At 73.9% G+C, this 25,961-nt stretch carries 8 protein-coding genes; all 8 read left to right on the top strand.

Annotation, left to right across the window (positions count from 1 at the left end):
* The first annotated feature begins 2 nt into the window (after positions 1 to 2).
* Positions 3 to 20,495 carry an SDR family NAD(P)-dependent oxidoreductase gene (locus tag AB0J76_RS27620; RefSeq protein WP_364390847.1) on the top strand — a complete coding sequence of 6,831 codons (20,493 nt, stop codon included), beginning with the start codon at positions 3 to 5 and terminating at the stop codon, positions 20,493 to 20,495.
* Positions 20,479 to 21,402, top strand: a complete 924-nt coding sequence (locus AB0J76_RS27615) for an LnmK family bifunctional acyltransferase/decarboxylase (protein WP_352327368.1) — start codon at positions 20,479 to 20,481, stop codon at positions 21,400 to 21,402. Before AB0J76_RS27620 ends, AB0J76_RS27615 begins: the two co-directional genes overlap by 17 nt.
* Positions 21,389 to 21,625 carry a phosphopantetheine-binding protein gene (locus AB0J76_RS27610; protein WP_352327369.1) on the top strand — a complete coding sequence of 79 codons (237 nt, stop codon included), beginning with the start codon at positions 21,389 to 21,391 and terminating at the stop codon, positions 21,623 to 21,625. The genes AB0J76_RS27615 and AB0J76_RS27610 overlap by 14 nt, the downstream gene beginning before the upstream one ends.
* Positions 21,622 to 22,839: a hydroxymethylglutaryl-CoA synthase gene (locus AB0J76_RS27605; protein WP_352327370.1), complete on the top strand. Its 1,218-nt coding sequence runs from the start codon at positions 21,622 to 21,624 to the stop codon at positions 22,837 to 22,839. Before AB0J76_RS27610 ends, AB0J76_RS27605 begins: the two co-directional genes overlap by 4 nt.
* On the top strand, positions 22,836 to 23,075 hold the full coding sequence (locus AB0J76_RS27600; RefSeq protein WP_352327371.1) for a phosphopantetheine-binding protein: 240 nt from the start codon (positions 22,836 to 22,838) through the stop codon (positions 23,073 to 23,075). The genes AB0J76_RS27605 and AB0J76_RS27600 overlap by 4 nt, the downstream gene beginning before the upstream one ends.
* Entirely contained in the window at positions 23,072 to 24,325 is a 1,254-nt protein-coding gene (locus AB0J76_RS27595) for a beta-ketoacyl synthase N-terminal-like domain-containing protein (RefSeq protein ID WP_352327372.1), read from the top strand. Before AB0J76_RS27600 ends, AB0J76_RS27595 begins: the two co-directional genes overlap by 4 nt.
* A 66-nt stretch (positions 24,326 to 24,391) precedes the next feature.
* A complete protein-coding gene (locus AB0J76_RS27590; RefSeq protein WP_352327373.1) occupies positions 24,392 to 24,790 on the top strand; it encodes a DUF3224 domain-containing protein in 399 nt (132 codons plus the stop codon).
* Between the two features lie 108 nt (positions 24,791 to 24,898).
* The gene (locus AB0J76_RS27585) at positions 24,899 to 25,960 is read left to right on the top strand and encodes an NAD(P)/FAD-dependent oxidoreductase (protein WP_352327026.1); all 1,062 of its coding nucleotides are present in this window, start codon (positions 24,899 to 24,901) and stop codon (positions 25,958 to 25,960) included.
* Position 25,961: the final 1 nt, after the last annotated feature.

The raw sequence follows: 25,961 nt of genomic DNA, 5'->3' as shown, positions 1-25,961 counted from the left end.
CCATGCCCGCGATCGAGTGTCACACCACGCTGAAGCACAACGACTTCATCATGCGGAACCACCGGGTGCACGACGTGTCCGTCATGCCCGGGGTGACGTTCCTCGATCTGGTGTTCCGCACGCTGATGGCGACCGGGCGCGACCCCGGGGAGATCGTCCTGCGCGAGGTGCTGTTCACCGAGGCGATCGTCACCAAGCCGGAGGCCGACCGGGAGATCCGCGTCACCGTCGACGGCGCCGACGTGCGGGCGGAGAGCCGCTGGAGCAGGGACGGGACGCCGCTGTCCGGCTGGCGGCGGAACTTCACCGGCAAGGTGGGCGCGCCGAGCGGCCCCGAGCCCGGCCCGATCGACCTGGACGCCCTGCGCCGGGGCGCCCGGCGGCACGGCGACATGGAGGACCTGTACGCCCGCGCCAGGGCCGAGGACATCAGCCACGGCGCCCCGATGAAATGCGCCGGACGGCTGCACCACGGCGACGGGTACCTGCTCGCCGAGCTGCGTCAGGACTCGCCCGCCCTCGGCCACGAGGGCTTCCACCTGCACCCCGCCCGGCTGGACGCGGCCACCCTGGCCGGGCTGGGCCAGACCCAGGCGTCCGGGCGGGAGCCGTTCATCCCGGTCTACATCGCCGAGTTCCGCGCGCCCCGGCGGCTCGGCGCGGCCTTTCACGTGTACGCGCCGCGCCCGGAGAGCATCGCGCCGTCCGGCGACGTGATCACCAACGACTTCGGCCTCTACGACGAGCGGGGGCGCTTCGTCGCCGGGTTCGGCGGGCTGTCGTGCAAGCGCATCAGGTCGCCGCGACTGATCGAGCGGCTGCTCGACGACCCGGCACGCCCGGAGCAGCCGTCCGCCACCGGCCACAACGGCTCCGGCGACCTGGTCGGCCGGCTGCGCGAGCTCGTCGCCGGGCCGCTCGGCCGCCCGCCCGGCGAGGTGCCCACCGGGACCGGCTTCTACGACCTCGGCCTGGACTCGGTCACGCTCGTGGACATCAGCGAGCGGCTGGAGAAGATCGTCGGGCGGCGGCTCTACCCGACCCTGCTCTTCGAGTACGGCGACATCGACAGCCTCGCCGCTCACCTCTCCTCCGCCTACGACCTCACCCCGGGACAGCCGGAGCCCGAGCCGGGCGAGACGCGCTGCTTCCGCGACGTGTGGGTGCCGCACCCCCAGGACGGCGACGACCCCGGCGAGTACCGCGAGATCACCCCCGGCGCCCGGTACGACGGCTCCCGGCACCTGGTGATCCGGGCCACGCCGGGTGAGCCCGCCGACCCGTGCCTGGCCGTCTGGGAGACCGCGAAGGCCGTCCTCGCCGCGAAGCCGGAGCGGCCGGTCACCCTCACCTACGCCCACACCGGCGACGACCCCGCCCACGAGGCCGTCGGCGCGCTGGCCAGGACGATCACCGCCGAGACCCCGCTGATCCGCTGCCGCAGCATCCGCCTGGCCCCCGCCGACGCCCCCGCCTCCTCCGCCGACGCCCCCGCCGACGCCTCTGACGACCCGCTGCGGGACGCCTCCGACGAGCCCGAGATCCGCTACGAGCGCGGCGAACGCCTGGTGCGCCGCTGGCTCCCGGTGGAGCCGGCCGAGCAGTCCGAGCCGCCCGAGCCCGATGAGCGCGGTGGGCCCGTCCCGATCAGGAAGGGCGGCGTGTACGTGATCGCCGGCGGGACGGGCGGCATCGGCCGCCTCCTCGCCGAGCACCTGGAACGCCGCCACCAGGCCACGGCCGTGCCCGTCAGCAGGAACGCCGAGATCTCCGCCGACCTGACCGACCCGGACCAGGTCGAGCGTGCCCTCGCCACGGTCCGGCAGCGCCACGGCCGCATCGACGGCGTCGTCCACTGCGCGGGCGTCAACCGCGACGGGCTCTACCCGGGCAAACGGGCCGCCGACATCGAGGCCGTGGTGGCGGCCAAGGCCCTGAGCGTGCGCCACCTGGACGCCGCGACCAGGGACGACGACCTGGACTGTTTCGTGGTGTTCTCGTCGGTGTCGGCGTCGCTGGCCAACCCGGGGCAGGCCGACTACGCCTTCGCGAATGCGTACCTGGAGGAGTTCGCCCGGCGGCGGGGGGCGCGGCGGGACCGGCCGGGCCGGACCCTGGCGGTCGCGTGGCCGTACTGGGCCGAGGGCGGGATGCGGGTCGGGCCGGAGACGGTCGAGCGCGCCCGCACGGCCACCGGGATGGTCCCGCTGCCCACCGAGGCCGCCCTCGACGTCTTCGACCGCGCCCTGAGCGGGACCGAGGACGTCCTGACGGTGCTGCACGGCGACGCGGACCGCATCCCCGCGCTGCTGCCGCCCGCCCCACCGGACCCTGCGCCCCGCCCGGCCGCCCCGCCCGCGGCCGCCACGCCGAGCCCGGCCGCCCGGCCCGCGGCGGCCACGCCGCGCGCGGAGGCGCGGACGGAGGTGCGCGCGGAGGCGCGGACGGAGGTGCGCGCGGAGGCGCGGACGGAGGCGCGGGCGGCGGATGGCGGTGAGCCCGGCGGGGTGCAGGTCGACGAGCCCATCGCGGTCGTCGGGCTGGCCGGGCGATACCCGCAGGCCCCCGACCTGCGCGCCTTCTGGCGCAACCTGACGGAGGGACGCGACTGCATCGAGGAGATCCCGGACGGCCGCTGGAACCACGACGAGATCTACGACCCCGAGAAGGGCGCCCCGGGCAGGACGTACGGCAAGTGGGGCGGCTTCCTCGACGGCGTCGACCGCTTCGACCCCGCCTTCTTCGGCATCTCCCGCCGCGACGCCGAACGCATGGACCCGCAGGAACGGCTGTTCCTCCAGACCTGCTGGCACGCGCTGGAGGACGCCGGCCACCCGCCGGAGTCGCTGTCGGCGCAGAACGTCGGCGTGTTCGCGGGCGTCATGTGGAACCACTACCAGCTCGTCGAGGGCGGGGAGGGTGGCGTCGCCCCCACGGCCATGCACGCCTCCATCGCCAACCGCGTCTCCTACACCCTCGACCTGCACGGCCCGAGCATCGCGCTGGACACCGCCTGCTCCTCCTCGCTGACCGCCGTGCACCTGGCCGTCGAGAGCCTGCGGCGCGGCGAGTGCGACCTCGCCCTGGCCGGCGGCGTGAACGCGACCGTCCACCCGCAGAAGTACCTGCAACTCGCCCAGGGACACTGGCTGTCGGAGGACGGCCGGTGCCGCGCCTTCGGCGCCGGCGGCAGCGGGTACGTGCCCGGCGAGGGCGTCGGCGCCGTGCTGCTCAGGCCGCTCTCGCGGGCCAGGGCGGACGGCGACCACATCTACGGCGTCATCGCCGCCACCGCCGTCAACCACACCGGCCGGACCAGCGGCGCCACCGTCCCGAGCCCGCGTTCGCAGGCCCAGCTCATCGGCACGGCGATCCGCAGGTCCGGCTGGGACCCGGCGAGCATCGGCTACATCGAGGCGCACGGCACCGGCACCTCGCTCGGCGACCCGATCGAGGTCGAGGGCATGCGCCAGGCACTGCCGGAGGGCGCGGACTGCGCGATCGGCTCGGTCAAGTCCAACATCGGCCACCTGGAGGGCGCGGCCGGGATCGCCGGGCTGACCAAGGTGCTGCTCCAGCTCCAGCACGGGCAGCTGGTGCCGTCCCTGCACGCCGACGAGCTCAACCCGAAGATCGACTTCGCCGCCACGCCCTTCCACGTGCAGCGCAAGCTCGAACCCTGGACCCGCGCGGACGGCACACCCCGGCGGGCCGGGGTCAGCGCGTTCGGCGCGGGCGGCACGAACGCGCACGTCCTGGTCGAGGAGGCCCCGGAGCCCGCTCCCCGGCCGGGCGCGGACGGGCCCTGCCTGGTCGTGCTCTCCGCCCGTACGCCCGAGGCGCTGCGCGACTACGCCCGCGCCTGGACCCGCTGCCTGGCCGAGACCGCCACGGCGGACGGCTCCCGCCCGAGCTCCCGGGACGGCGTCGAACGGGTGGCCGCGCTGCTCGGCATCCCCGCCGACCAGCTCGACCCGGCCGACTCGCTGGGCGACCTCGGCCTCGACCCGGCCGCGCTGATGCAGCTCGGACAGGGCCTGTCGCTGGACGACACCGTCGCCGACCTGGCCGGCCCCGGCACGGCTCTGGCCGACCTCGCCTACACCTCGCAGGTCGGACGGACCGGCATGGCGGAGCGGCTGGCGCTCGTCGTGAACGACGTGGCCGAGCTCCGGGACGGGCTGGAGGCGTACGCGGCGGGCGCGAACCCCGGCCCCGGCGTCTTCACCGGCTCCGGCGGCGAGGACGACACGCCGTCGGCGGCGGACTGCGTCCGGCTGTTCCGGGCCGGACGGCTGGAAGAGGTGGCGGCCGCCTGGGCCGCAGGAGTCGAGGTGCCGTGGCGCGAGTGCCACGACGGCGGACGGCTGGTGTCGCTGCCGGTCTACCCGTTCCAGGAGGAGAGCTGCTGGCTGGGCCGGTGGCAGCGGGTCACCACGGCCGCCCAGCCCCCCGCCGAGCCGCCCGTCGAGCCGCTCGCCGTGGAGAGGCCGGCGGAGCAGGACGTGGAGCTCGTGCCGGACGGGGAAGGGCTGCGGTTCGAGGTGCTGCCCGAAGGGGTGGCGCTGGTGGTGATGGGGTCCGGGGCGTCCATGTTCACCAGGGAGCTGATCGACGACCTCCAGGCCGCGTTCGCCGAGATCGCCGGGCGCGAGGACGTCAAGGCGGTCGTGCTCACCGGCAGCGGCAACGTCTTCAGCATGGGCGCCACCCCTGAGGCCCTGCGCACGCTCGCGGGCGGAGAGGGACGCTTCACGGACGTGCCCTTCCTGTACGAGGGGCTGCTGCGGTGCGACCGGCCGGTCATCGCCGCCGTCCAGGGGCACGCGTCGGGCGGCGGGCTGGCCTTCGGGCTGTTCGCCGACCTCGTCATCATGGCGGCCGAAGGGGTCTACAGCGCCAACTTCATGAAGTTCGGCTTCACACCCGGGATGGGCGCGACGTACATCCTGGAAGAGCGGCTCGGCCGGTCGGCGGCGCACGAGATGCTCTACACCGGCCGGTCCGTCACGGGTGAGGAGCTGGCCAGGCGGGGGGCCGGGGTGACCGTCCTGCCGCAGGACGCCGTGCTGAAGGCGGCGCTCAGACACGCCCGCTCGATCGCCGCGCTGCCGCTGCCCGCCCTGCGGGCGCTCAAGTCCGAGCTGGCCGGACGGGTGCTCGACCGGCTGACCGGCGTCATCGCGGGCGAGTCGGGGATGCACGAGCGCGTGCTGGGGGAGGAGTCGCTGGCCCGCGTCGACGACTACTTCGCCAAGGTGGACACCTTCAGAGGCGACTCCCCGAAGGCGGACACCGGCAGAGGCGACTCCCCGACGGCCGGGGCCTCCGAAGTAGGGGGCTCCGAAGGAGGGGGCTTCGAAGGGAAGGCCACCGAGCCGGGGATCGCCGAGCCGGGGATCGCCGGGGGCGGGGTCTCCGGCGGTGAGGGCAGCGGGGCGCGGTCCGAGGCCGGTCGTCCCCGGGGGCGGGCGGAGGAGCCCGCCGCGGCGGCCGGGCCCGAGCCGGGGGAGGTGCGGCGGGTCATCGAGGGCACGCTCATGAGCCACCTCTACCTCCAGGCCCACGAGGTGGACGACTCGCTGAGCTTCAGCGAGATGGGCCTGGACTCGATCGGGGCCGTGGAGATCGTCCGGGACCTGAACCGGAGCTTCGGGCTCGACCTGGACTCCGTCGCCGTCTATGACCATCCGACCGTCCCGGCGCTGGTGGAGGCCGTACGGGAGGCCGTGGCGGCCGACGGGCTGAGCGTGCCCCCGCCGCGTCCCGCCCCCGAGCAGCCGGTCCGGGAGGAGCGACCTTCCGTACCGAGACAACCCACCCCCGCCGAGCGGGACGAGACGCCCGAACCGGGCGATCCGGAGGAGCCGGCGGGCCGGATCCGGCTGCCCTCGCTCGACGGCGACCGTGCCGAGCCGGACACCACGACCGCCGAGCCTCCCACGACCCCCGGCACGGTCACCCTGGAGCCGGTGAGGCCCACCGAAGAGCCCTCCGCCCGTGAGGAGCCCTCCGCCCGTGCGGAGCCTCCCGCACGAGAGGAGACGCCTGCGCGGGAGGGGGACATCGCCGTCATCGGCATGGCCGGGCGGTTCCCGGACGCGCCCGACCTCGAGACGTTCTGGCGGAACCTGGCCGACGGCCGGTGCAGCATCCGCGAGGTGCCCCCCGAGCGGTTCGACGTGTCCCGGGTGTACGACGCCGACCGCATGGCGCCGGGCCGGACGTACAGCAAGTGGGCCGCCATGCTCACCGACGTCGACGCCTTCGACGCGGCCTTCTTCAACATCTCGCCCCTGGAGGCCGAGACGATGGACCCGCAGCAGCGGCTGTTCCTCCAGGAGGCGTGGCACGCCCTGGAGGACGCCGGCTACGCCGCCAGGTCCGGCCGCAGGCCGTGGGGGTGCTTCGTCGGCTGCGGCGCGGGCGACTACGCCGGCCTGCTCGCCGCGGCCGGACGCGACGACACCGGGCACGCCTTCCTCGGCAACGCCTCCTCGGTGCTGCCCGCGCGGATCGCGTACCTGCTGGACTTCGGCGGGCCGACCATGGCCGTGGACACCGCGTGCTCGTCCTCGCTGGTGGCCGTGCACCTGGCCTGCGAGAGCATCCGGCGGGGCGAGTGCGAGGCGGCGGTCGCGGGTGGGGTGGCGGTGATGAACACCCCGAGGATGCACATCTGGTGCAGCAAGGCCGGGATGCTCTCGCCCACCGGCACCTGCGCGCCCTTCGACGAGTCGGCCGACGGCATCGTGCTGGGCGAGGGCGTCGGCGTGGTCGTGCTGAAGCGGCTGGACCGCGCCCTCGCGGACGGCGACCACGTCCACGGCGTCATCCGGGCCAGCGGCGTCAACGGCGACGGCGCCAGCAACGGCATCACCGCGCCCAGCGCCTCCTCCCAGGCGGAACTGCTGACCGAGGTGCACCGGCGGGCCGGGATCCGTCCCGGCGCGGTGGACTACGTCGAGACGCACGGCACCGGGACCGAGCTGGGCGACCCGATCGAGGTCAAGGCGCTGGCGAAGGTGTTCGGCGCGGACCGCGAACGCCCGTGCCGCATCGGCTCGCTCAAGGCGAACGTCGGCCACACCACCATGGCGGCCGGGATCGGCGGGCTGCTCAAGACGCTGCTGGCGTTGCGGCATCGGCAGTTGCCGCCGTCGCCGGGGTTCGTCCGGGCCAACCCGAAGATCGACTTCGCGGACGGCGCGCTCGAAGTGGTCACGGAGCTGTCGCCCTGGACGCCCGGCCCCTCCGGCGAGCGGATCGCGGCGGTGAGCAGCTTCGGCTTCAGCGGGACGAACTGCCACGTCGTGGTCGCCGAGCCGCCCTCCCGCGAGCCGCGGCCCGGCAGAGCCGAGGACGTCGTCGTGCCCCTGTCGGCCTCGGACGAGCAGGCCCTGGCCCGGCTGCGCACCGGCCTGGCCGGCCACCTCGACGCCCACCCGGAGCTGGACGTGCGCGACGTCGCCCGCACGCTCGCCGTCGGCAGGCCGCACCTGGCCGGTGCCCGGTGCGCGTACGTGGCCGGGGACCTCGCCGACCTGCGCCGCCAGCTGCGCGACGGCGCCCGCCCGGCCCGCGGCGAGGCGGGACGCCTGGCCGAGCGGTACACCAGCGGGGACGACCTCCCCTGGGACGACCTGACGGCGGGCGGGCGGCGCGTGCCGCTGCCGGGATACCCGTTCGCGGACGACCGGCGCCACTGGATCGGCGGCGCCGCTCACCCCGCCGAGGCCGCCCCTCGTACGTGGATCCGCCCCGACGACCGGCTGGTCGCCGACCACCGGATCGGCGGCACCCCCGTGCTGCCCGGCGTGGCCCTCCTGACGATCGCCGCCGAGCGCGGCGGGCTGTCCGGTCCGGTGCGCTTCGAGCGGGTACGGTGGCTGCGCCCGTTCGAGGTGCGCGAGGCTCGCGCCCTTAACGTGGTCGTGCGCGACGACGGCGGCTTCGACCTGGACGGCCACGCCCGCGGCACCCTGCGGACCGGCGACGGCGCACTGCGGCGGCTGGACGTCGCCCGGGTCGGGGCCCGTTGCGCGGACAGCCGTCCGGGCGACGACCTGTACCGCGCCTTCGACCGCGCCGGGCTGCACTACGGGCCCGGGTTCCGGGTGCTGCGCGAGGTCCGCGTCGGCGACGGCGAGGCGCTGGGCGTCCTGCGCGAGGGCGCGCGCTGGGAGGCGCTGCTGGACGGCGCGCTCCAGACCGTCGCGGCGCTGCGTCCCGAGGGCGGTGAGCCGGCGATGCCGTTCAGCGTGGAGTCGGCCGAGCTGGACGGCCCGATCACCGGCCCCGCCCACGCCCACGTGACCGACGAGGGCCGGGACGGGTACACGATCCGCCTCGCCGACGCCGAAGGGCAGGTCAGGGCCGAGTTCCGGGGGGTCGTCCTGCGGGCCCGGCCGGCCCGCCCGGCGGACGGCATGATCTTCGCCCCCGTCTGGCGCCGCGCCGAGCCCGCCACCGGGTCGGCCACTGGGTCCGCCGTCGAGCCCGCCGCCGGGTCCGGTGCGGGCGGCGGGCGGGCGCTCGTGCTGCACACCCCGGCCGCCGAGCCGCTGGCCCGCGCCCTCCTGGACACCCACGAGGACGGCCTCCTGGCACCGCTGGTCTCGCCGGTCCCGGAGGAACGGTACGACACCGTGTACGTCCTCGCCCTGCCCGACCGGGCCGGCCCGCCGGCCGGCGATCCCACCACCCGCGACGTGTTCCGCCTGGTCAAGCGGCTCTCCGAGCAGGGCCGCGGCCGGCGGCTCACGGTGAAGGTGGTCGTCGCCGGAGCCGTGCGGGTCGGGGACGAGGAGATCGTCCCGCACGCGGCCGGCGTGATCGGCCTGACCAGGGCGGTGGCCGCCGAGCACCCGCACTGGACCGTCGCCGTCATCGACGTCGGCGCCGCGCCGCAGCCGCCCGCCGACCTCGCCCGCCTGGTACGCGCCGAGACCTGCGCCGACGAGCTGGTCGCCCTCCGCGACGGCCACCGCCACCTCCGCACCCTGGAACCCCTGCCCCTGACCGCCGGCCGCAGCCCGTACCGGGACGGCGGGGCCTACCTGATCGTGGGCGGGACCGGCGGCCTCGGACGCACCCTGAGCAGGCATCTGGCCGCCACCGCAAGGGCGCGGCTGGCCCTGGTCGGGCGGCGGGAGATCGGCCCCGAGATCCGCGAGCAGCTCGCCGAGATCGAGTCGCTCGGCGGCCAGGCCGTTTACCTGCGGGCCGACGTGGCCGACCGGGCCGCGTTCGGCAGGGCCGTCGAGGCGGCCCGGCAGCGGTTCGGCGAGCTCCACGGCGCCTTCCACGCCGCTCTGGTGCTGCGCGACATGACGCTCGCCAACATGGACGACGACGCGTTCGCCCAGGTGCTCGCGCCCAAGGTCGCCGGTGCCGCCGTCTTCGCCGAGGCATTGGCGGGCCTGCCGCTCGACTTCCTGGCCTACTTCTCCTCGGCGGCCTCGTTCGTCGAGGTGGGCGGCCAGGCGAACTACGCGGCCGCCAGCACGTTCGAGGACGCCTACGCGCTGAGCCTGCCCGACCGGCCGGTCAGCGTGATCAACTGGGGCTACTGGGGCAGCGTCGGCGCGGTCTCCGGCGGCGGCTACGACAGCCGGTTCGCCGAGCTGGGCATCGGCTCGATCGAGCCCGAGGAGGGCATGGCGGCGCTGGCGTCCGTCCTGGGGTCGGGCGCGCGGCAGGCGCTCGTCGTCAAGGCGGAGCCGAAGGGCCTGGCCCACATCGGCGTCCGCACCCCGGACGCCGCCACCGAGCCCGGCCGGGACGGCGAGCTCGGCGAGCTGGAACGGGCACGGACGGCGTTCGGCGCGCTGGACGACCTGGCCCGCGCGCTGCTGCACCGGTCGGCCGACCGGGTGCGGGCCGTCGGGAACGTGCGCCCGGACCGCGGACGGCTGCACGCCGCCGTGCTCGACCTGCTGGACGGGCCCGCGCCGGAGACGTCGCCGGCGGACGTGCTGGCCCGCTTCCCCGACCTGGAGCCGCACGTCAAGCTGCTGACCACGTGCGTCGAGGCGCTGCCCGGCGTGTTGGCGGGCGAGCGCGACCCCATGGAGGTGCTGTTCCCCGGCGGCTCGATGAGCCTGGTCGAGCAGGTCTACAAGGGGCAGGCGGTCTCGGACCACTTCAACCGGCTGCTGGCCGGGGAGGTCGCCCGCGGCGGCCCCCGCCGCGTCCTGGAGATCGGCGCCGGTACGGGCGCGAGCACCGGCTTCGTGCTGGACGCCCTCGAAGGCCAGGACGTCGAGTACACCTACACCGACGTCTCGCCCGGGTTCCTGCGCCACGGCGAGCAGGAGTTCGGCGCCCGCCGCCCGGACCTCGTCCTCGCCCTCTTCGACGTGGAACGCGACCCGGCCGAGCAGGGCTTCGAACCCGGGACCTACGACGTCGTGCTGGCCACGAACGTCCTGCACGCCACCGCCGACGTCGGCCGGACGCTGCGCAACGCCGCCGCGCTGCTGCGTCCCGGCGGCCGGCTGCTGGTCAACGAGGTGACCAGGGCGGCCGACTTCCTGACCCTCACGTTCGGGCTGACCCCGGGCTGGTGGCGCTTCACCGACGAGGAGCTGCGCCTGCCGCACAGCCCGCTGCTCGGCGCGCCGCAATGGCAGCGGGCGTTCCGGGACGCCGGTCTCACCCCCGCCCGCACCCTGGGCATCCCCGGCACGCCCGTCGCGGAGCTCGACCAGTGCGTCCTGGTGGGCGAGACGGCGCCCGCCACAGCTGACGGCACAGCCACCGGCGCCGCCGCCCGCGGCTACGTCAAGCGGGTGTTCGCCGAGGTGCTCAAGTACGGGACGACCGACCTGGACGAGCGCGCCACGTTCGAGACGTTCGGCATCGACTCGCTGGTGAGCCAGAACGTCATCCACCGGTTCGAGCAGGACCTGGGGCCGCTGCCGTCCACCCTGTTGTTCGAGAACCTGACGATCGAGGAGCTGGCCGCGTACCTGGAGGACGAGCACGGCGAGCGCCTGCGCGCGGCCCTGCGGGCGGCCGGCCAGGAACCCGCGCCGGAGCAGCCGGCGCGGCCCGCGCCGCGCCGCGAGCCCGCCGCGCAGGCCCTCGACATCGCCGTGGTCGCGGTGACCGGCCGCTACCCGGCCTCCCCCGACCTGGACGCCTTCTGGAGCAACCTGGCGAAGGGCGCGAACTGCATCACCGAGGTGAACCGCTTCGACCTGGACGCCCTGTACGACCCCAAACGCGGACGCAAGCAGCGCACCTACAGCAAGTGGGGCGGCTTCATCGAGGGCGTGGAGCAGTTCGACGCGCCGTTCTTCGGCATCCTGCCGCGCGACGCCGAGATCACCGACCCGCAGGAACGCCTGTTCCTGGAGACCGCCTGGACCCTGCTCGAAGACGCCGGCTACCTGAGCGAGCACACCAGGCAGCCGAGCACCGGCGTCTTCGTCGGCACCATGTACGGCTCCTACGGGCGCATGGCGGCGGCCGAGGGCTGGCCGGAGGGCAGGTTCGCGGGGGCGCACTCGGCGTACTGGTCGATCGCCAACCGGGTGTCGTACTTCTTCGACCTGCGCGGGCCGAGCCTCGCCGTCGACTCGGCCTGCTCGTCGTCGCTGACCGCGGTGCAGCTCGCCTGCGAGAGCCTGCGGCGCGGCGAGTGCGCGCAGGCCATCGCGGGCGGCGTGAACCTGATCCTGCACCCCGCCCACTTCGTGGCGCTCTGCTCGCTGAACATGCTCGCCGCCGACGGCGCCTGCAAGGTGTTCGACGAGGCGGCGGACGGGTTCGTGCCGGGGGAGGGCGTCGGGGCGGTGCTGCTCAAGCCCCTGGCCGACGCCGAGCGGGACGGCGACCGCATCTACGGCGTCATCAAGGGCGCCTTCGCCAACGCCGGGGGGAAGACCGCGGGGTACACCGTGCCCAATCCGAGCGCCCAGGCCGACCTGGTCGCCGAGGCGGTCCGGCGGGCCGGGCTGGACCCGCGGACCATCTCGTACGTCGAGGCCCACGGCACCGGCACCGCGCTCGGCGACCCCATCGAGATCGCCAGCCTGACCCGGGCCTTCACCTCCCAGGGCGTCGCGGACGCCGACCGCGTGGACCGGATGGTCGGCTCCGTCAAGGCCAACATCGGGCACCTGGAGGGGGCGGCGGGCATCGCCGGGCTGACCAAGGTGCTGCTGCAGTTCCAGCACGGCCAGGTGGCTCCCTGCGCGAACCTGAGGACGCCCAACTCGAAGATCGACTTCACCGCGTCCCCCTTCCGGCCGCCGGACCGGCTGACCGACTGGCAACGGCCCTTCCTGGACGGCGAGACGTTCCCGCGCCGGGCCGGGGTCAGCTCGTTCGGCGCCGGCGGGGCCAACGTGCACGTCGTCCTGGAGGAGTACGTGCCCACCGCCGGGACGCCGCCGGAGCCCGCCGACGCGGGGGAGCAGGTGATCCTGCTCTCGGCGCGTACCCGCGACCAGCTGCGCGCCATGGCGGGCCAGGTCGCCGACGTCGGGGCGAGCGGGCGCGCGGGGTTGACGGAGCTCGCCTACACCACCCAGGTGGGCCGCGCCGAGCTGCCCGAACGGCTCGCCGTCCGGGCGGCCTCCCTGGACGAGCTGGCCGCCCGGCTGCGTACGTTCGCGGGCGACGGCGAGGCCGAGGGCGTCCTCGTGGGGACGGCGGAGCCCGGCGCCGGCCAGGCTCCGCCGGAGGACGGGGCGGAGGGGCTCGGGGCCGGATGGGTCGCGGGCGCCCGGGTGGACTGGGCCGCCAACTGGCCCACCCCCCACCCGCGCCGCGTGACCCTCCCGCCCTACCCCTTCGACCGCCGCCCCTACTGGCTCCCCACACCCCCCACCGCCCGGACCGTCCCCCATCCCACCGCCCAGTCCAGCGGCGACTCCGCCGGCGAGCCCGCCGACGCGGCCGCCCCTCAGGCGGGTTCCGAGATCGCCGCCGGGCCGGCCGCCGACCAGGGAGCCGGGGAGGCCGCCGACGGGCGTTGCACCTACCTGCGGCCCCGCTGGACGCCCGCCGCACTCCCCGAAGGTAGCCGGGAACCGGAAGCCCTCCTGGTGATCACCGACGACGACCGGCTGGCCGGAGCGCTCGGCGGCGCCCAGCTCCGCCCCAGCGACGCCTTCCCACCGGACGACGCCCCCGACCAGGCCGCCCGGCAGTTCGGCGGCCTGGGCCGGACCCCGGACACCATCGTGATCGCCCCCTCGGACCCGTTCCCCGGGACCGCCGCCTTCGACGCCCTGCTGCGCACGGCCACCGCCGTCCTGCGCGACGGGGGCCCGCTCAGGGTCGTGGTGTCCGCCGCGAGCGGCGAGCCGCACCACACCGCCCTGGCCGCCGCCTTGCGGACGCTGGCCCTGGAGCACACGGCGTTCAGCGGCGTGTGCGTCACCGGCGCCACCCCGGCGCAGGTCGCGGCCGAGCTGCGGGCGCCCGCCGCCGGAACCGCTCCCGAGCAGCGGGTCTCCGAGGTCGCCTACCGCGACGGGGCCCGCCTGCTGAAGGGCATGGAGCCGTACGAGCCGCCGCCACCCCGGCTGGACGTCCGGCAGGACGGCACGTACCTGATCACCGGCGGCGCCGGGGCCATCGGGCTGGCGTTCGCCCGCTTCCTCGCCGGGCGCGGAGCGGCGAAGCTGGTCCTGACCGGACGCTCCGAGCCCGGCGACGACATCGAGCGCCGGATCGCCGGGCTGCCCGCCGTCTACGTGCGCGCCGACGTGTGCTCGGCCGCCGACCTGCGTGACCTGCGCGACCGGTACGGCCCCTTCCACGGCGTCATCCACGCCGCCGGGATCCACCGGGACGCGCGGGCCGTGCGCAAACGTCCCGAGGACACGCGGGCCGTGCTGGAGCCCAAGGTTCTGGGCACCGTCCTGCTGGACGAGGCCCTGCGCGGGCAGCCGCTGGACTTCCTGGCGCTGTTCTCGTCGGTGGCGGCCGAGACCGGCAACATCGGGCAGATCGACTACGCCTACGCCAACGCCTTCCTCAACCACTTCGCCGAGCGGCGCCAGCGGCTCGGGCACGGCAGGACGCTCGCCGTCGGCTGGCCGCTGTGGGAGGAGGGCGGCATGAAGGTGGACGACGCCACCCGCCGGCTGTTCGAACGCCGCTGGGGCAGCGTCCCGATGAGCACCGCCGCCGGGCTCGCCGCCTTCGCCCGAGGGCTGGCCGGAGCCGAGACGAACTTCGCCGTGGTCGAAGGCCCCGCCCAGCCCGCCCCCGAACGGTCCCAGCCGCCCGCGAACCCCGAATCCGAGGTTATGGAGATGAGTGAGCCCATGTCCGCGACGGAGACGACCGGGTCCGACGAGCATCTGATCGAGGCGGTGCGGGCCGAGCTGCGTCGCGCGGCGGCCGGATTCCTGCTGGTGGGCGAGGAGCACGTGGACCTCGACGCCGAGCTGATGGACATGGGGTTCGACTCGATCTCCATGGCCGAGCTGGTGGACCAGGTCAACGAGCGGTACAACCTGGACCTGCTGCCGACCGTGCTCTTCGAGGCCACCGACCTGAGCACCTTCTGCGACCACCTGCTCGCCCAGCACCCGGCCGAGATCGCCGCCGCCCACACCCCACCCACCCCCGCCACTCCACCCGCCCCCGCCACCAGCTCGCCCGCCCCCGCCGCAGAACCTCTCGCCGCCCCCGCCGGGCGGCAGGAGGACGCCGAGCCAGGCCCGGCGCCGGAGACCGTGACCTCGCCCCCACGGCCCGGCGCCGGGACCTCCCCGGCTCCACCGGAAACTCCGGCGACCGACACGACGGCCGCGCCCGCAACGGGCAGCCCCGTGACGGGCACCACCGCAACCGGCACCCCCGCGACGGATGGCATCGCGATCGTCGGTATGGCCGGCATGCTGCCCGGCTCCGCCGACCTGGACGACTTCTGGCGTCACCTGGCCGAAGGCCACGACCTGACCCGCCCGGTCCCCGAGGACCGGCGCGAGCTGCGCGAGAACCCCGAGACGGCGAACGTCCGCGCCGGCTTCCTCGACGACGTGCGCTCCTTCGACGCCGCGCTGTTCGGCATCTCGCCCAAGGAGGCGGCGATGATGGACCCGCAGCAGCGGCTGTTCCTGCAGACCGTCTGGCGGGCCGTCGAGGACGCCGGTTACCGCCCCGCCGACCTGGCCGGCACCAGGACGGGCCTGTTCGCGGGCGTGTCCGCGTGCGACTACGACGACCTGCTGCGCGAGCACGGCGTGCCGGTCGAGGCCCACACAGCCAGCGGCGTGGCCGACTGCATCCTGGCCAACCGCGTCTCCCACCTGCTGGACCTGCGCGGCCCCAGCGAGGCGGTCGACACCGCCTGCTCCAGCTCCCTCGTCGCCCTGCACCACGCGGTACGCGCCATCGAGGACGGCGAGTGCGACGCGGCCATCGCCGGCGGCGTCAACCTGACGCTCAGCCCGGGGCTCTACATCGCCTTCGCCAAGTCCGGCATGATCAGCGAGGACGGCGTCTGCAAGACGTTCGACGAGCGCGCCGACGGCTACGGCCGGGGCGAGGGCTGCGGAGCCGTCCTGCTCAAGCCGCTGCGGACGGCGCTGGCGGACGGCGACCAGATCCTCGCCGTGATCAGGGGCAGCGCGGTCAACCACGGCGGCCGGGCCAGCTCGCTCACCGCGCCCAACCCCGAGGCGCAGGCGCGCGTGCTGGTCGACGCCTACCGCAAGGCGGACGTCGACCCGGCCCGCGTCACCTACATCGAGGCGCACGGCACCGGCACCAGACTCGGCGACCCGATCGAGATCGAGGGCATGAAGAAGGCGTTCGCCCGGCTGTACGCCGACCGTGGGCGGCCCGCGCCGGACGTCCCGCACGTCGCGCTGGCCACCGTGAAGACCAACATCGGCCATCTGGAGGCGGCGGCCGGCATCGCCGGCCTGCTCAAGGTGCTGCTCTGCATGCGCCACGGGGCGCTGCCGCCGACGATCCACTACGAGCGCCCCAACCCGTACGTGCGGCTGGAGGGCAGCCCGTTCACCATCAACACGCGGCTCACGCCGTGGGACGGGCCGGACCGGGTCGCCGGGGTCAGCTCGTTCGGCTTCGGCGGCACGAACGCGCACGTGGTGCTGGAGGCGTACCGGCAGCAGGTCCCGCCGGAGAAGGCGGGCGAACCGCGGGTGCTGGTGCTCTCGGCGGCCCGCCGGGAGGCGCTGGAGGAGTACGCGCAGAACGTCGCCCGGTACATCCGGGAACATCCGGAGATCGGCCTCGACCGCATCGCCTGGACCCTCCAGAACGGACGCCGTCACCTGTCCGAACGGCTCGCCGTGGTGGTCAGCGATCGCGACCAGGCGGTACGGGCGCTGAGCGGCGATCCGGCGGGCGTGCACAGGGGCACCGCCCGCAGGGACGCCCCGGCGCCGTGGGGCACCGGGCCGGAGGACCTCGCCGAGGCGTGGGTGTCCGGCAGCGAGGTGGACTGGCAGGGGTTGTGGGAGGGGCCGCACCCGGTGCGGGTCTCGCTGCCCGGCCCGCCCTTCGCCCGCGTCGAGCACTGGTTCACCGCGCCCGAGCCGTCCCGCGCCGCCGCCTCGTCCGCCGCCTCGTCCGCCGCCTCGTCCGCCGCCTCGTCCGCCGCCTCGTCCGGCGCCCCGTCCGGCGTGTCGTCCGGCGTGCCGTCGGACGGCGGGGTCGTGCGGCGGACCAGCGACGGGAAGGTGCGCCTGCGCGCCGCCAAGGGCGGCCGGACGCCGGACGCGCCTGCCTCCGCTCCCGCCCCCGCCGAGCGGGCGGAGGCCGCACGGCTGGACGAGACGCCGGTCGCACCCGCCGGAAGCGCCGGCGGGCCCGCCGGGGTGGAGGAGATGCTGCGCGAACGGCTCTCCACGATCCTGGACGCCGACCCCGCCGGCGTGGACGTGGACACCCCCTTCGAGGAACTGGGACTCGACTCCATCTTCCGGATGGAGCTGGTCAAGGCGATCAACACCGCCTTCTCCCTCGACCTCCAGGCAGCCGAGCTGTACGAGTACGACACGGTGGACCGGCTCGCCCGCGCCGTCGAATCAGCCATCACCGACGCCGCCCCCACCCCAAAACCGAAAAAGCCCACCCAGCAGCAAACCCCAGAACCGGCCCCCAAGCCCGCACAAAAGACCACCGAACCAGCCCCGAAACCGAAGGCCGCTGAACCGGCCCCCAAGCGCACCCGCCCGCCCGAGCGCACGCAGGCGCAGACGCCCAGCCCCGCGCGAGCAAAGGCTCCCAAGCCGGCGCAAGGGAAGGCCGGCGCCCTGGAGGACCAGCTCGCGGACCTGATCGGCGCGATCACCGAGCGCCCGCTCGACCCCGCCCGCAGCTTCGCCGACAACGGCCTGACCTCCTTCGAGATGCTGCGCGTGGTGAGCGTCCTGGAGAAGCAGGTCGGCGCGCTGCGCAAGACCCTCCTGTTCGACCACCCCACGCTCGCCGACCTGGCCGCGCACCTGCGCGACGAGCGCGGCGCGCAGTCCGTACGCCCCCCGGAGCAGCCGGACGGACCGGCCCCGTTCGAGACGAGGACCCGCGACGGCGAGCCGGCCGTGCTGCTGAAGCGGGACCTGCACCGGCACCCGGAGCTGCGGGACCTGGTCGCCGACATCGACCGCCGCCACGCCAAGGAGGGCGGCCTGGCCGGACGCGACATCGCGCCGCTGGCCTTCATCGGCTCGGCGCGCAAGGGCTACCTGCACGTCTCCGAGAACGGCGGCAACCTGCTGGCCTGGAGCTACGCCGGGTCCGAGGAGTACTTCCAGGAGCTGGTCGAGGAGTACACCGCCTACGCGAGGGCGCGCGGTCTGCGGCCCAACTTCCTGTCCCTCCTGCCGGTGCGCGAGGTGGCCGGGGAGCCGTACAGCGCGACGCCGTTCGGGGCCGTGCAGCGGCTCGACGACCTGGGCTCCTTCACGCTGAAGGGCGGCCGGATGGAACGCCTGCGCTACATGGTGCGGCGTTTCTGCAAGGCGGGCGAGTGCCGGACGGTCGAGTACCGCTCGGGCGAGGACCCCGAGATGGACCGCAGACTGGCCGGGCTGGTGGACGAGTGGGCCGGCCGCAAGCAGATGGTCAACCCGTATGTGTCGGTCGTCCGGCGGGAGATCGAGGAGGGCCGCCTGGACGGCAGGCACCGCGTCTTCGTCACCTACCTGGACGACGAGGTGGCCAACGCCGTCGTCATCACGAAGATCCCGTCGGAGAACGGCTACCTGCTGGACGTCGAGTTCTACCCGAAGGGCATGCCGCTCGGCGGGCTGGAGTTCGCGATCGTGCAGATCATCGAGCAGCTCGTGGCCGAGGGCTGCACGATGTTCAGCTTCGGCGCCAGCTTCGGCGTGGAGACGGAGGAGTCGGCCAACGCCGCCCCGGACGTGCGGCAGGCGCTGGACGAGCTGCGTTCGGCGGGCATCTTCGGCGAGGGGAACTTCCAGTTCAAGAACAAGTTCCGGCCGGTGAACGTGCCCATCTACCTGTGCCAGCCGGAGGGGGAGGACCGCACGCCGGTCTCGGAGATCATCCTCATGATCGCCGACCCGGACCTGCGCCCCGCCACCGCCGAGGAGCCCACGACCGATGAACCGGCCGAGGACAGGCCGGGCGCGGAGGAGCTGCTGAACCGGTACGGCGGCGAGCCGGCCCGGGTCCCCGCCCACCACGTCACCACCGACCTGATCACCGACTCCTGGGCCGAGCTGGACGCCCCCTGGATCGCCGAGCGGCTGCGACGGCTGACGGAACGGTCGGCCGCCCGCCCGGACACGGAGATCGAGGGCCTGCCGTTCCCGTTCGTCGTCCCGACGGGCTCCGGCCGGGCGGCCGAGGCGCTGCTGTGCCGGTCGTGGCCGGGCCGGCGCGGGCGGGTGCTGCACAACGGGCTGTTCCCGACCTGGTTCCTGAGCCTGGCCGACAACGGTTTCAAGCCGGTCGAGCTGCCCGGCGGCCCGGAGATCGACGTCGAGGCGCTGGAGGCGGAGCTGGCCGGGGACGAGCCGGTGTCGTTCGTCTGCGTGGAGGTGGCCAACAACGCGGCCGGCGGCGCGCCGACCTCACTGGCGAGCCTGCGCGCGGTCAAGCAGGCCGCGGCCCGGCACGGCGTCCCGCTGGTGATCGACGGCGCCCGCGTGGTGGACAACGCGGTGGCGGTCGCGGACGGCCGGGACGTGTGGGAGGTCGTCGGCGAGCTGCTCGACCTGGCCGACAGCGCCACGATCAGCCTGTCCAAGGACTTCGGGGTGCCGTTCGGCGGCCTGCTCGCCACCCGCGACGACGCCCTGCGCGAGCGGGTCGCCGAGCGGCTGGAGACCTGGGGCAGCGACGTCGGCCTGGCCAACCGCCGGATCATCGCGGCCGCCCTGGAGGACCGCGAGACGGTGGCCGACCAGGTCCGCGCCCGGGCGGACGCGGTGGCGGCGCTCCGGCAGGGCCTGTCGGAGGCGGGCGTCGCGCTGGAGGGCCCGCCCGGCGGTCACTGCGTGCTGCTGAAGGACGCCGACCACGTGCGCATCTTCCGCGAGACGGGCATCAGGGGCGCTCCGCACTTCGGCCGCGAAGGCGTGGTGCGCCTGGCGGTGCCGGTCGGCCTGAGCGTCGAGGAGGCCAAGGACGCCGCCGCCCGCCTGGGCGCCCTCCTCGGCGCCGACGCCCCGCAAGCCGCCCGTCCCGACCGCAGGAAGAACACGACCCGCAGGAACCCCGACAACCCCAACCTGGCGATCCTGCGCGAACACCAGCCCGACGTCGAGCACGAGATCGTCACCACCCCGGACGGCGACGTCGAGCTGTTCAGCGCCGGCTCCGGGCCGTCCCTGCTGCTCATGCACCCGTTCAACATCGGCGCCGGCGTCTACGCCCGTCAGTTCGAGGGTCTGGCCCACCGCTACCGGGTGACGAGCGTGCACCATCCGGGCGTCGGCGCGACCACGGCCGCCGCCGACCTGTCGCTCAGCGGCCTGGCCCGGCTCTGCCACGACGTGGCGGGCGGCCCGGCGCACGTGGCCGGGGCGTCGTTCGGCGGACTGGTCGCCCTGGCGTACGCGCTCGACCACCCCGGCGACACCGAGTCGCTGATCCTGATCGGCAGCTCCTGCCGCATCGGCAACCGGGTCGGCGACATCGACAAGCTGGAGGTGGTGGCCACCCAGGACTTCGACCGGGTCATCGAGGGCAGCGGGTCCAAGCGGCTGCGCAAGCGACGGGAGGCCCTGATGCGGCTGCTGCTGCGCGCCGAGAGCATGGCCCCGCAGGTCGGCCTGCGCTACCTGGACGTGTTCGCCGAACGCCCGGACCTGGGCGACCGGCTGCCGGAGGTCCGGGCGCGCACCCTGATCGTCCAGGGCCGGTACGACACCGTCATCCCGGCCAAGACCGCGCACCTGCTGCACGCGCTGATCCCCGACTCCCGGTACGAGGAGATCCCCGACGCGGGTCACTTCCCGCAGCTCACCAGCCCCGACCACGTCAACCGGCTGATCTGCGAGTTCCATGATGAACAGAATTGACGACAGCACCGTGACCAGGACCGAGCTGGTCAAGCCAGGGATGTGCGGGCCCAGCTCGCTGTTCATGGGCGAGGTCGGCGACTGGACCTGGGACACGGTCAGCGCGCTGTGCGGCACGAACGCCTTCGACGCGCGCAACGCCGCCGGCGACCCGACGTACCTGTCCTTCTACTACTTCCACGTCAGGGGCAGCCGCGACCTGCACGTCAACGCCCTGACGTTCGGCGACGAGCTGGAGGTCACCTCCCGGCTGTTCGGCTTCGGCAGCGAGTCGGTGCTGGCCCTGCACCGGATCGGCCGCGGCGGCGGCCGGACGGGCGAGCTCGACCCCGACCGCTTCTACGCCTTCGACGACCCCGGCTGCATCTACGTCGAGACCTTCAACCGCTGGATCTCGCGCAGCGCGCCCGGCAGCAACGAGGGGCTGGTCAAGTCGTCGCCGGTGGACTTCAGGCACGAGCACCTGCCGAGGCTGCCCGGCGCGTACTCGCCGCGGAAGGTGTACGGCCACGCGAGGAGCACCGGCACGTTCCTGGCCCGCAAACCGGACGACCCGGTCACGTTCACCGCCGACTACCCGGTGGAGCCGTCCAGGGACCTGAACGGCGTGGGCCTGCTCTACTTCGCCTCCTACTTCGCGATCGTCGACTGGGTGCTGCTGCGCTTCTGGCGCAGCCGGGGGATCGGCGTCGCCGACTTCCTCCGGCGGGTCGTGCTCGACCAGCGGCTGTGCTACCTGGGCAACGCGAACGCCGACTCGGTGCTGCGGGTGAGCCTGGAGTGCTGGCCGGCGCCGGAGGACGAGAACGAGGAGATCGTCAACCTCGTCATGGAGGACCGGGGCCGCACGATCGCGGTCAGCACCCTGCGCGTTCTCAGGAGGGGAGACACCGATGACGACGCGTGAACACGTCGAGGGCGTCGTGCACAAGACGATCGACGAGATCCTGCCCGGCGTCGAGATCGACGGCCGGGCGCACCTGAAGGACCTGGGCGCGGACTCCGTGGACCGGGTCGAGATCATCCTGGCCGTGCTCGACCGGCTCGGCGTGCGCGAGCCGCTGTCCTCCTTCGGCGGCGTGCCCAGCATCGACGCCCTGGTCGACTTCCTGTGGGAGCGTGTGAGGTGAACGTCGGAATCGAGGCACTCAACGTCTACTGCGGCCTGGCCCAGATCCCGGTGCCGGAGCTGTTCGAGGGGCGCGGGCTCGACGCCGAGCGCCTGGGCAACCTGATGATGCGCAACCGCTCGGTCGGCCTGCCCTTCGAGGACCCGGTGACCAACGCCGTCAACGCGGCCCGGCCGATCGCCGGCGACGACCGGATCGAGATCCTGATCACCTCCACCGAGTCCGGCCTCGACTACAGCAAGTCGGTGGCCTCCTACGTGCACGAATACCTGGGGCTGCCCAGGAACTGCCGGGTCGTGGAGGTCAAGCAGGCGTGCTACGCGGCCACGGCGGCCGTCCAGCTCGCCGCCGCGTACGTCGCCTCGGGCGTGTCGCCCGGCGCGAAGGCGCTGGTGATCGCGACGGACGTGTCCCTGGTGGACGAGCGCGCCGCCTACGCCGAGCCCGCCATGGGCGCCGGGGCGGCGGCCGTGCTGATCAGCGACCGGCCGAAGATCCTGGACCTGGATCTGGGGGCGTTCGGCAACCACAGCTACGAGACGATGGACTCGGCCCGGCCGGGGCCGACGTTCGACATCGCCGACTCCGACCGCTCGCTGTTCGCCTACCTCGACTGCCTGACCAGCTGCCTGGCCGGCTACCGGTCCAGGGTCGAGGACGCCGACTTCGCCACCACCTTCGACTATCTGGCCATGCACACCCCGTTCGCCGGGATGGTCAAGGCCGCGCACCGCAAGCTGATGCGCGAGTCGGGCGGCGGCACGGCGTCGGTCGAGGAGGACTTCGAGCGGCGGGTGCTGCCCTCGCTCGGCTACCCCAGACGGGTGGGCAACCTCTGCTCCGGCTCGGTCTACCTGGCCCTGGCCAGCCTGATCGACCACGCCGGCCTGGACGGCCCGGCCCGGGTCGGCCTCTACTCCTACGGCTCGGGCTGCTCCTCGGAGTTCTTCAGCGGCCTGGTCGACGAGGAGTCGGCGAGCACGCTGGCCGCGATGCGGATCGGCGAGCACCTGGACGGCCGCTGCGAACTCGGCTTCGAGGAGTACGCGGCGCTGCTGCCCGAGACCCTGACCTGCCTCGTGCCGGAGCGGGACAGGCAGGTCGACGTGGGCGCGTACGAGCATCTGCTCGGCCGAGCCCGCTTCGACCGCGACCTCCTGGTGAACACCGGGACGAAGGACTACCACCGAACCTACGAATGGCTGGCACCATGACCAACGCGGAGATATTCGAGACCGTCAAGCAGAACGTCCTGAAGGTGCTGCCGGACCTGCGGCCCGGCGACGTGACGACCGAGGGCACCCTGACCGACCTGGGCGCGAACAGCATCGACCGGGCCGACGTGGTCACCATGAGCATGGAGGACCTCGGGCTGACCGTGCCGGTGTCGGAGTTCCAGGAGGTGCACGACATCCGGTCCCTGGTGGACCTGCTGGCGAGGCATTCATGAAGGTCGTCGTCACCGGCATGGGCATCGTCTGCTCGATCGCCTCCACCGTCCCGTCGTTCACCAGGGCGCTGCGGGCCGGACGGTGCGGGATCGGGCCGGTGCCCGACCCCGGCGACGGCGGGCCGCGCCTGGCCGCCCTGGTCAAGGGCTTCCGCTTCCGGGAGGCGGTGGCGGCCCGCCGCCGTCTGCCCGAGGAGATCGTGCGCAGCGCGCTGCGGGCGGCCAACCGCTCGCCGCAGCCGCTGCAGATGGACCTGGTCGCCGCCATGCAGGCGTACGAGCAGGCGGGGCTGCACGAGGCGCGGGCCGACCCCGAGCGGATGGGCCTGGTCGTGGCCGGGCACAACCTCAGCTCCGGCTACGCCCACGACCTGCACCCCAAGTACGAGGACAACCCCGCCCACCTGCCGGCCAGGTTCGCGCTGCACTTCATGGACACCGACCGGGTGGGCACGCTCAGCCAGGTGTTCGGCATCAGGGGCGAGGGCTACACCGTGGGCGGCGCCTCGGCCAGCGGCAACGTCGGCATCATCAACGCCAGCCGGCTGGTGGAGTCGGGGGCGGTGGACGTCTGCCTGGTGGTGGGCGCCATGACCGACCTGTCGCCGATGGAGAAGCGCGGCCTGGCCACGCTCGGCGCGGTCGCCGGCGTGGAGGAGCCGCAGGAGGCCAGGTGCCGGCCGTTCGACGAGGAGCACGAGGGGTTCGTGCCCGGCCAGGGCGCCGGCTGCGTCGTGCTGGAGAGCGCCCGCTCGGCCGCCGCCCGCGGCGCGACGGCGCTGGCCGAGCTGTGCGGCTACGACCTGAAGCTGGACGCCAACAGCCTGCCCGACCCGCGCGAGGAGGGCGAGGCCAAGGTGATGATCAACGCCATGGCCAACGCGGGCGTCGGGCCGCGCGACATCGACTACGTCAACGCCCACGCCACGGCGACGCCCAGCGGCGACGTGGCCGAGCTGGCCGCGCTGCGCAGGGCGCTGGGCGACAGCTTCGGCCGGCCGTGGATCAACTCCACCAAGGGGCTGATCGGCCACTGCATGTGCGCGGCCGGCGTGGTGGAGGCGATCGCGACCGTGGTGCAGATGCGCCGCGGCTTCGTCCATCCGAACCTGAACCTGCGCCATCCGATCAACCGCGACTGCCGGCTCGCACCCGGCAGGCTGCGGGCCGCCGACATCCGCTACGCGCTGTCCAACAGCTTCGGATTCGGCGGCTTCAACACCTGCATCGTCCTCGGACGCGAGCGTTGACCGAAGGCCGACGCATAGCGCCCAGGGTCAGGGGTAGCGAAAAAGAGAGCAAAAAAGGGAGCTGACATGACTACCCAAGGTAAGGGCTCGTACCAGATCACCGGTTGGGACGAGAAGCCCTACGAGGAGAAGAAGGGCCAGCCCAAGCTCACTCAGGCCCACGTCACCAACGCCTGGACCGGCGACATCGAAGGCGAGGGGCAGGCCGAGTACCTGATGGCCTACGCCAGCGACACCGAGGCCAGCTTCGTCGGCCTGCAGAAGGTCGTCGGGAGCGTCCGCGGCAAGAAGGGCTCCTTCGTGCTGCAGGCGACCGGCACCTTCGACGGCGGCGTGGCCAAGGCCGACTGGTCCGTCGTGCCGAACTCCGGCACGGAGGAGCTGAAGGGGCTGAGCGGCAAGGGAGGGTACGTCTCCAAGACCGACGGCTCGGCGGAGGTCACCCTCAACTTCAACCTCAAGTAGGCGCTGCACGCAGTCGAGTACGCGGGGCCCTCGGCCCCGCGTACTCGCATGTCAGGAACTGCTCAGTGTTGAGCAGACCGCCTCGCGCCCGCGCGCGACGATGGCCGCATGGACACTGAAGTGATCGTCGTCGGTGGCGGCCAGAGCGGGCTCGTCGCGGGCTACTACCTGAAACAGGCCGGCATCCCCTTCGTCATCCTCGACGAGGAACCCCGGCTCGGCGAGGCGTGGCGGCAGCGCTGGGACTCCCTGGAGCTGTTCACGATCGCCGAGTACTGTGCCCTGCCCGGCCTGCGCTTCCCCGGTCGGAAGAACCGCTTCCCCACCAAGGGGGAGATGGCCGACTACGTCGAGGCGTACGGCGAGGAGTTCGACCTGCCGGTCAGGCTCGGCACCCGCGTCACCTCCCTGGAGCCGATCGAGGGCGGCTACCGGCTGGAGACCACGAAGGGCACGTACGAGGCGCCGCAGGTGATCATCGCGACCGGCGCCTACCGGGTGCCGAAGGTGCCGGAGCTCGCGGGCAGGCTGGACCCCGAGGTCTACCAGGTGCACACCGGCCGTTACCGCAACCCGTCCCAGGTGCCCGGCGGGACCGTCGTCGTGGTCGGCGCGGCGAACTCCGGCGCCCAGATCGCGCCCGAGCTGGCCGCCGGCCGCCGCGTGCTGCTGTCGCAGGGCTCGCCGCTGCCGCACTTCGGCCGCCGGTTCCTGGGCAAGGGCCTGCACTGGTGGGGCGACAAGTTCGGGCTGATCGCCAAGCCGCTGATGGGCGAGCGCGACCGGCTGCACAAGAAGACGATCCTGGTCGGGCCGAGCCTGAAGAAGCTGGCCAAGCGGCACCGCTTCGAGCTCGTGGGCCGTACGGTCGACGCCGAGGGCCGCACGATGCGCTTCGAGGACGGCCGCTCGGCCGACGTCGACGCCGTCGTCTGGGCGACCGGCTTCCGCTACGACTACTCCTGGGTGCACGCGCCCATCCATGACGACGGCGGCGGCATCACGCAGGACCGCGGCGTGACCGCCGCCCCCGGCCTCTACGTCCTCGGCATGCAGTGCCAGCACTCCTACGGTTCGGCGCTCATCTGGTGGGTAAAGGACGACGCGGCTTATCTGGTCGAGCGCATCAGGCAGTTCCGTCCCCAGGCGGTGGCGGGCAGAAGGGGTTGAG

The organism is Nonomuraea sp. NPDC049624 (genome assembly GCF_040675255.1).
Lineage (GTDB): Bacteria > Actinomycetota > Actinomycetes > Streptosporangiales > Streptosporangiaceae > Nonomuraea.
Note: the sequence above shows the minus strand (reverse complement) of the source record. Positions and strands in the feature narration are given on the sequence as shown.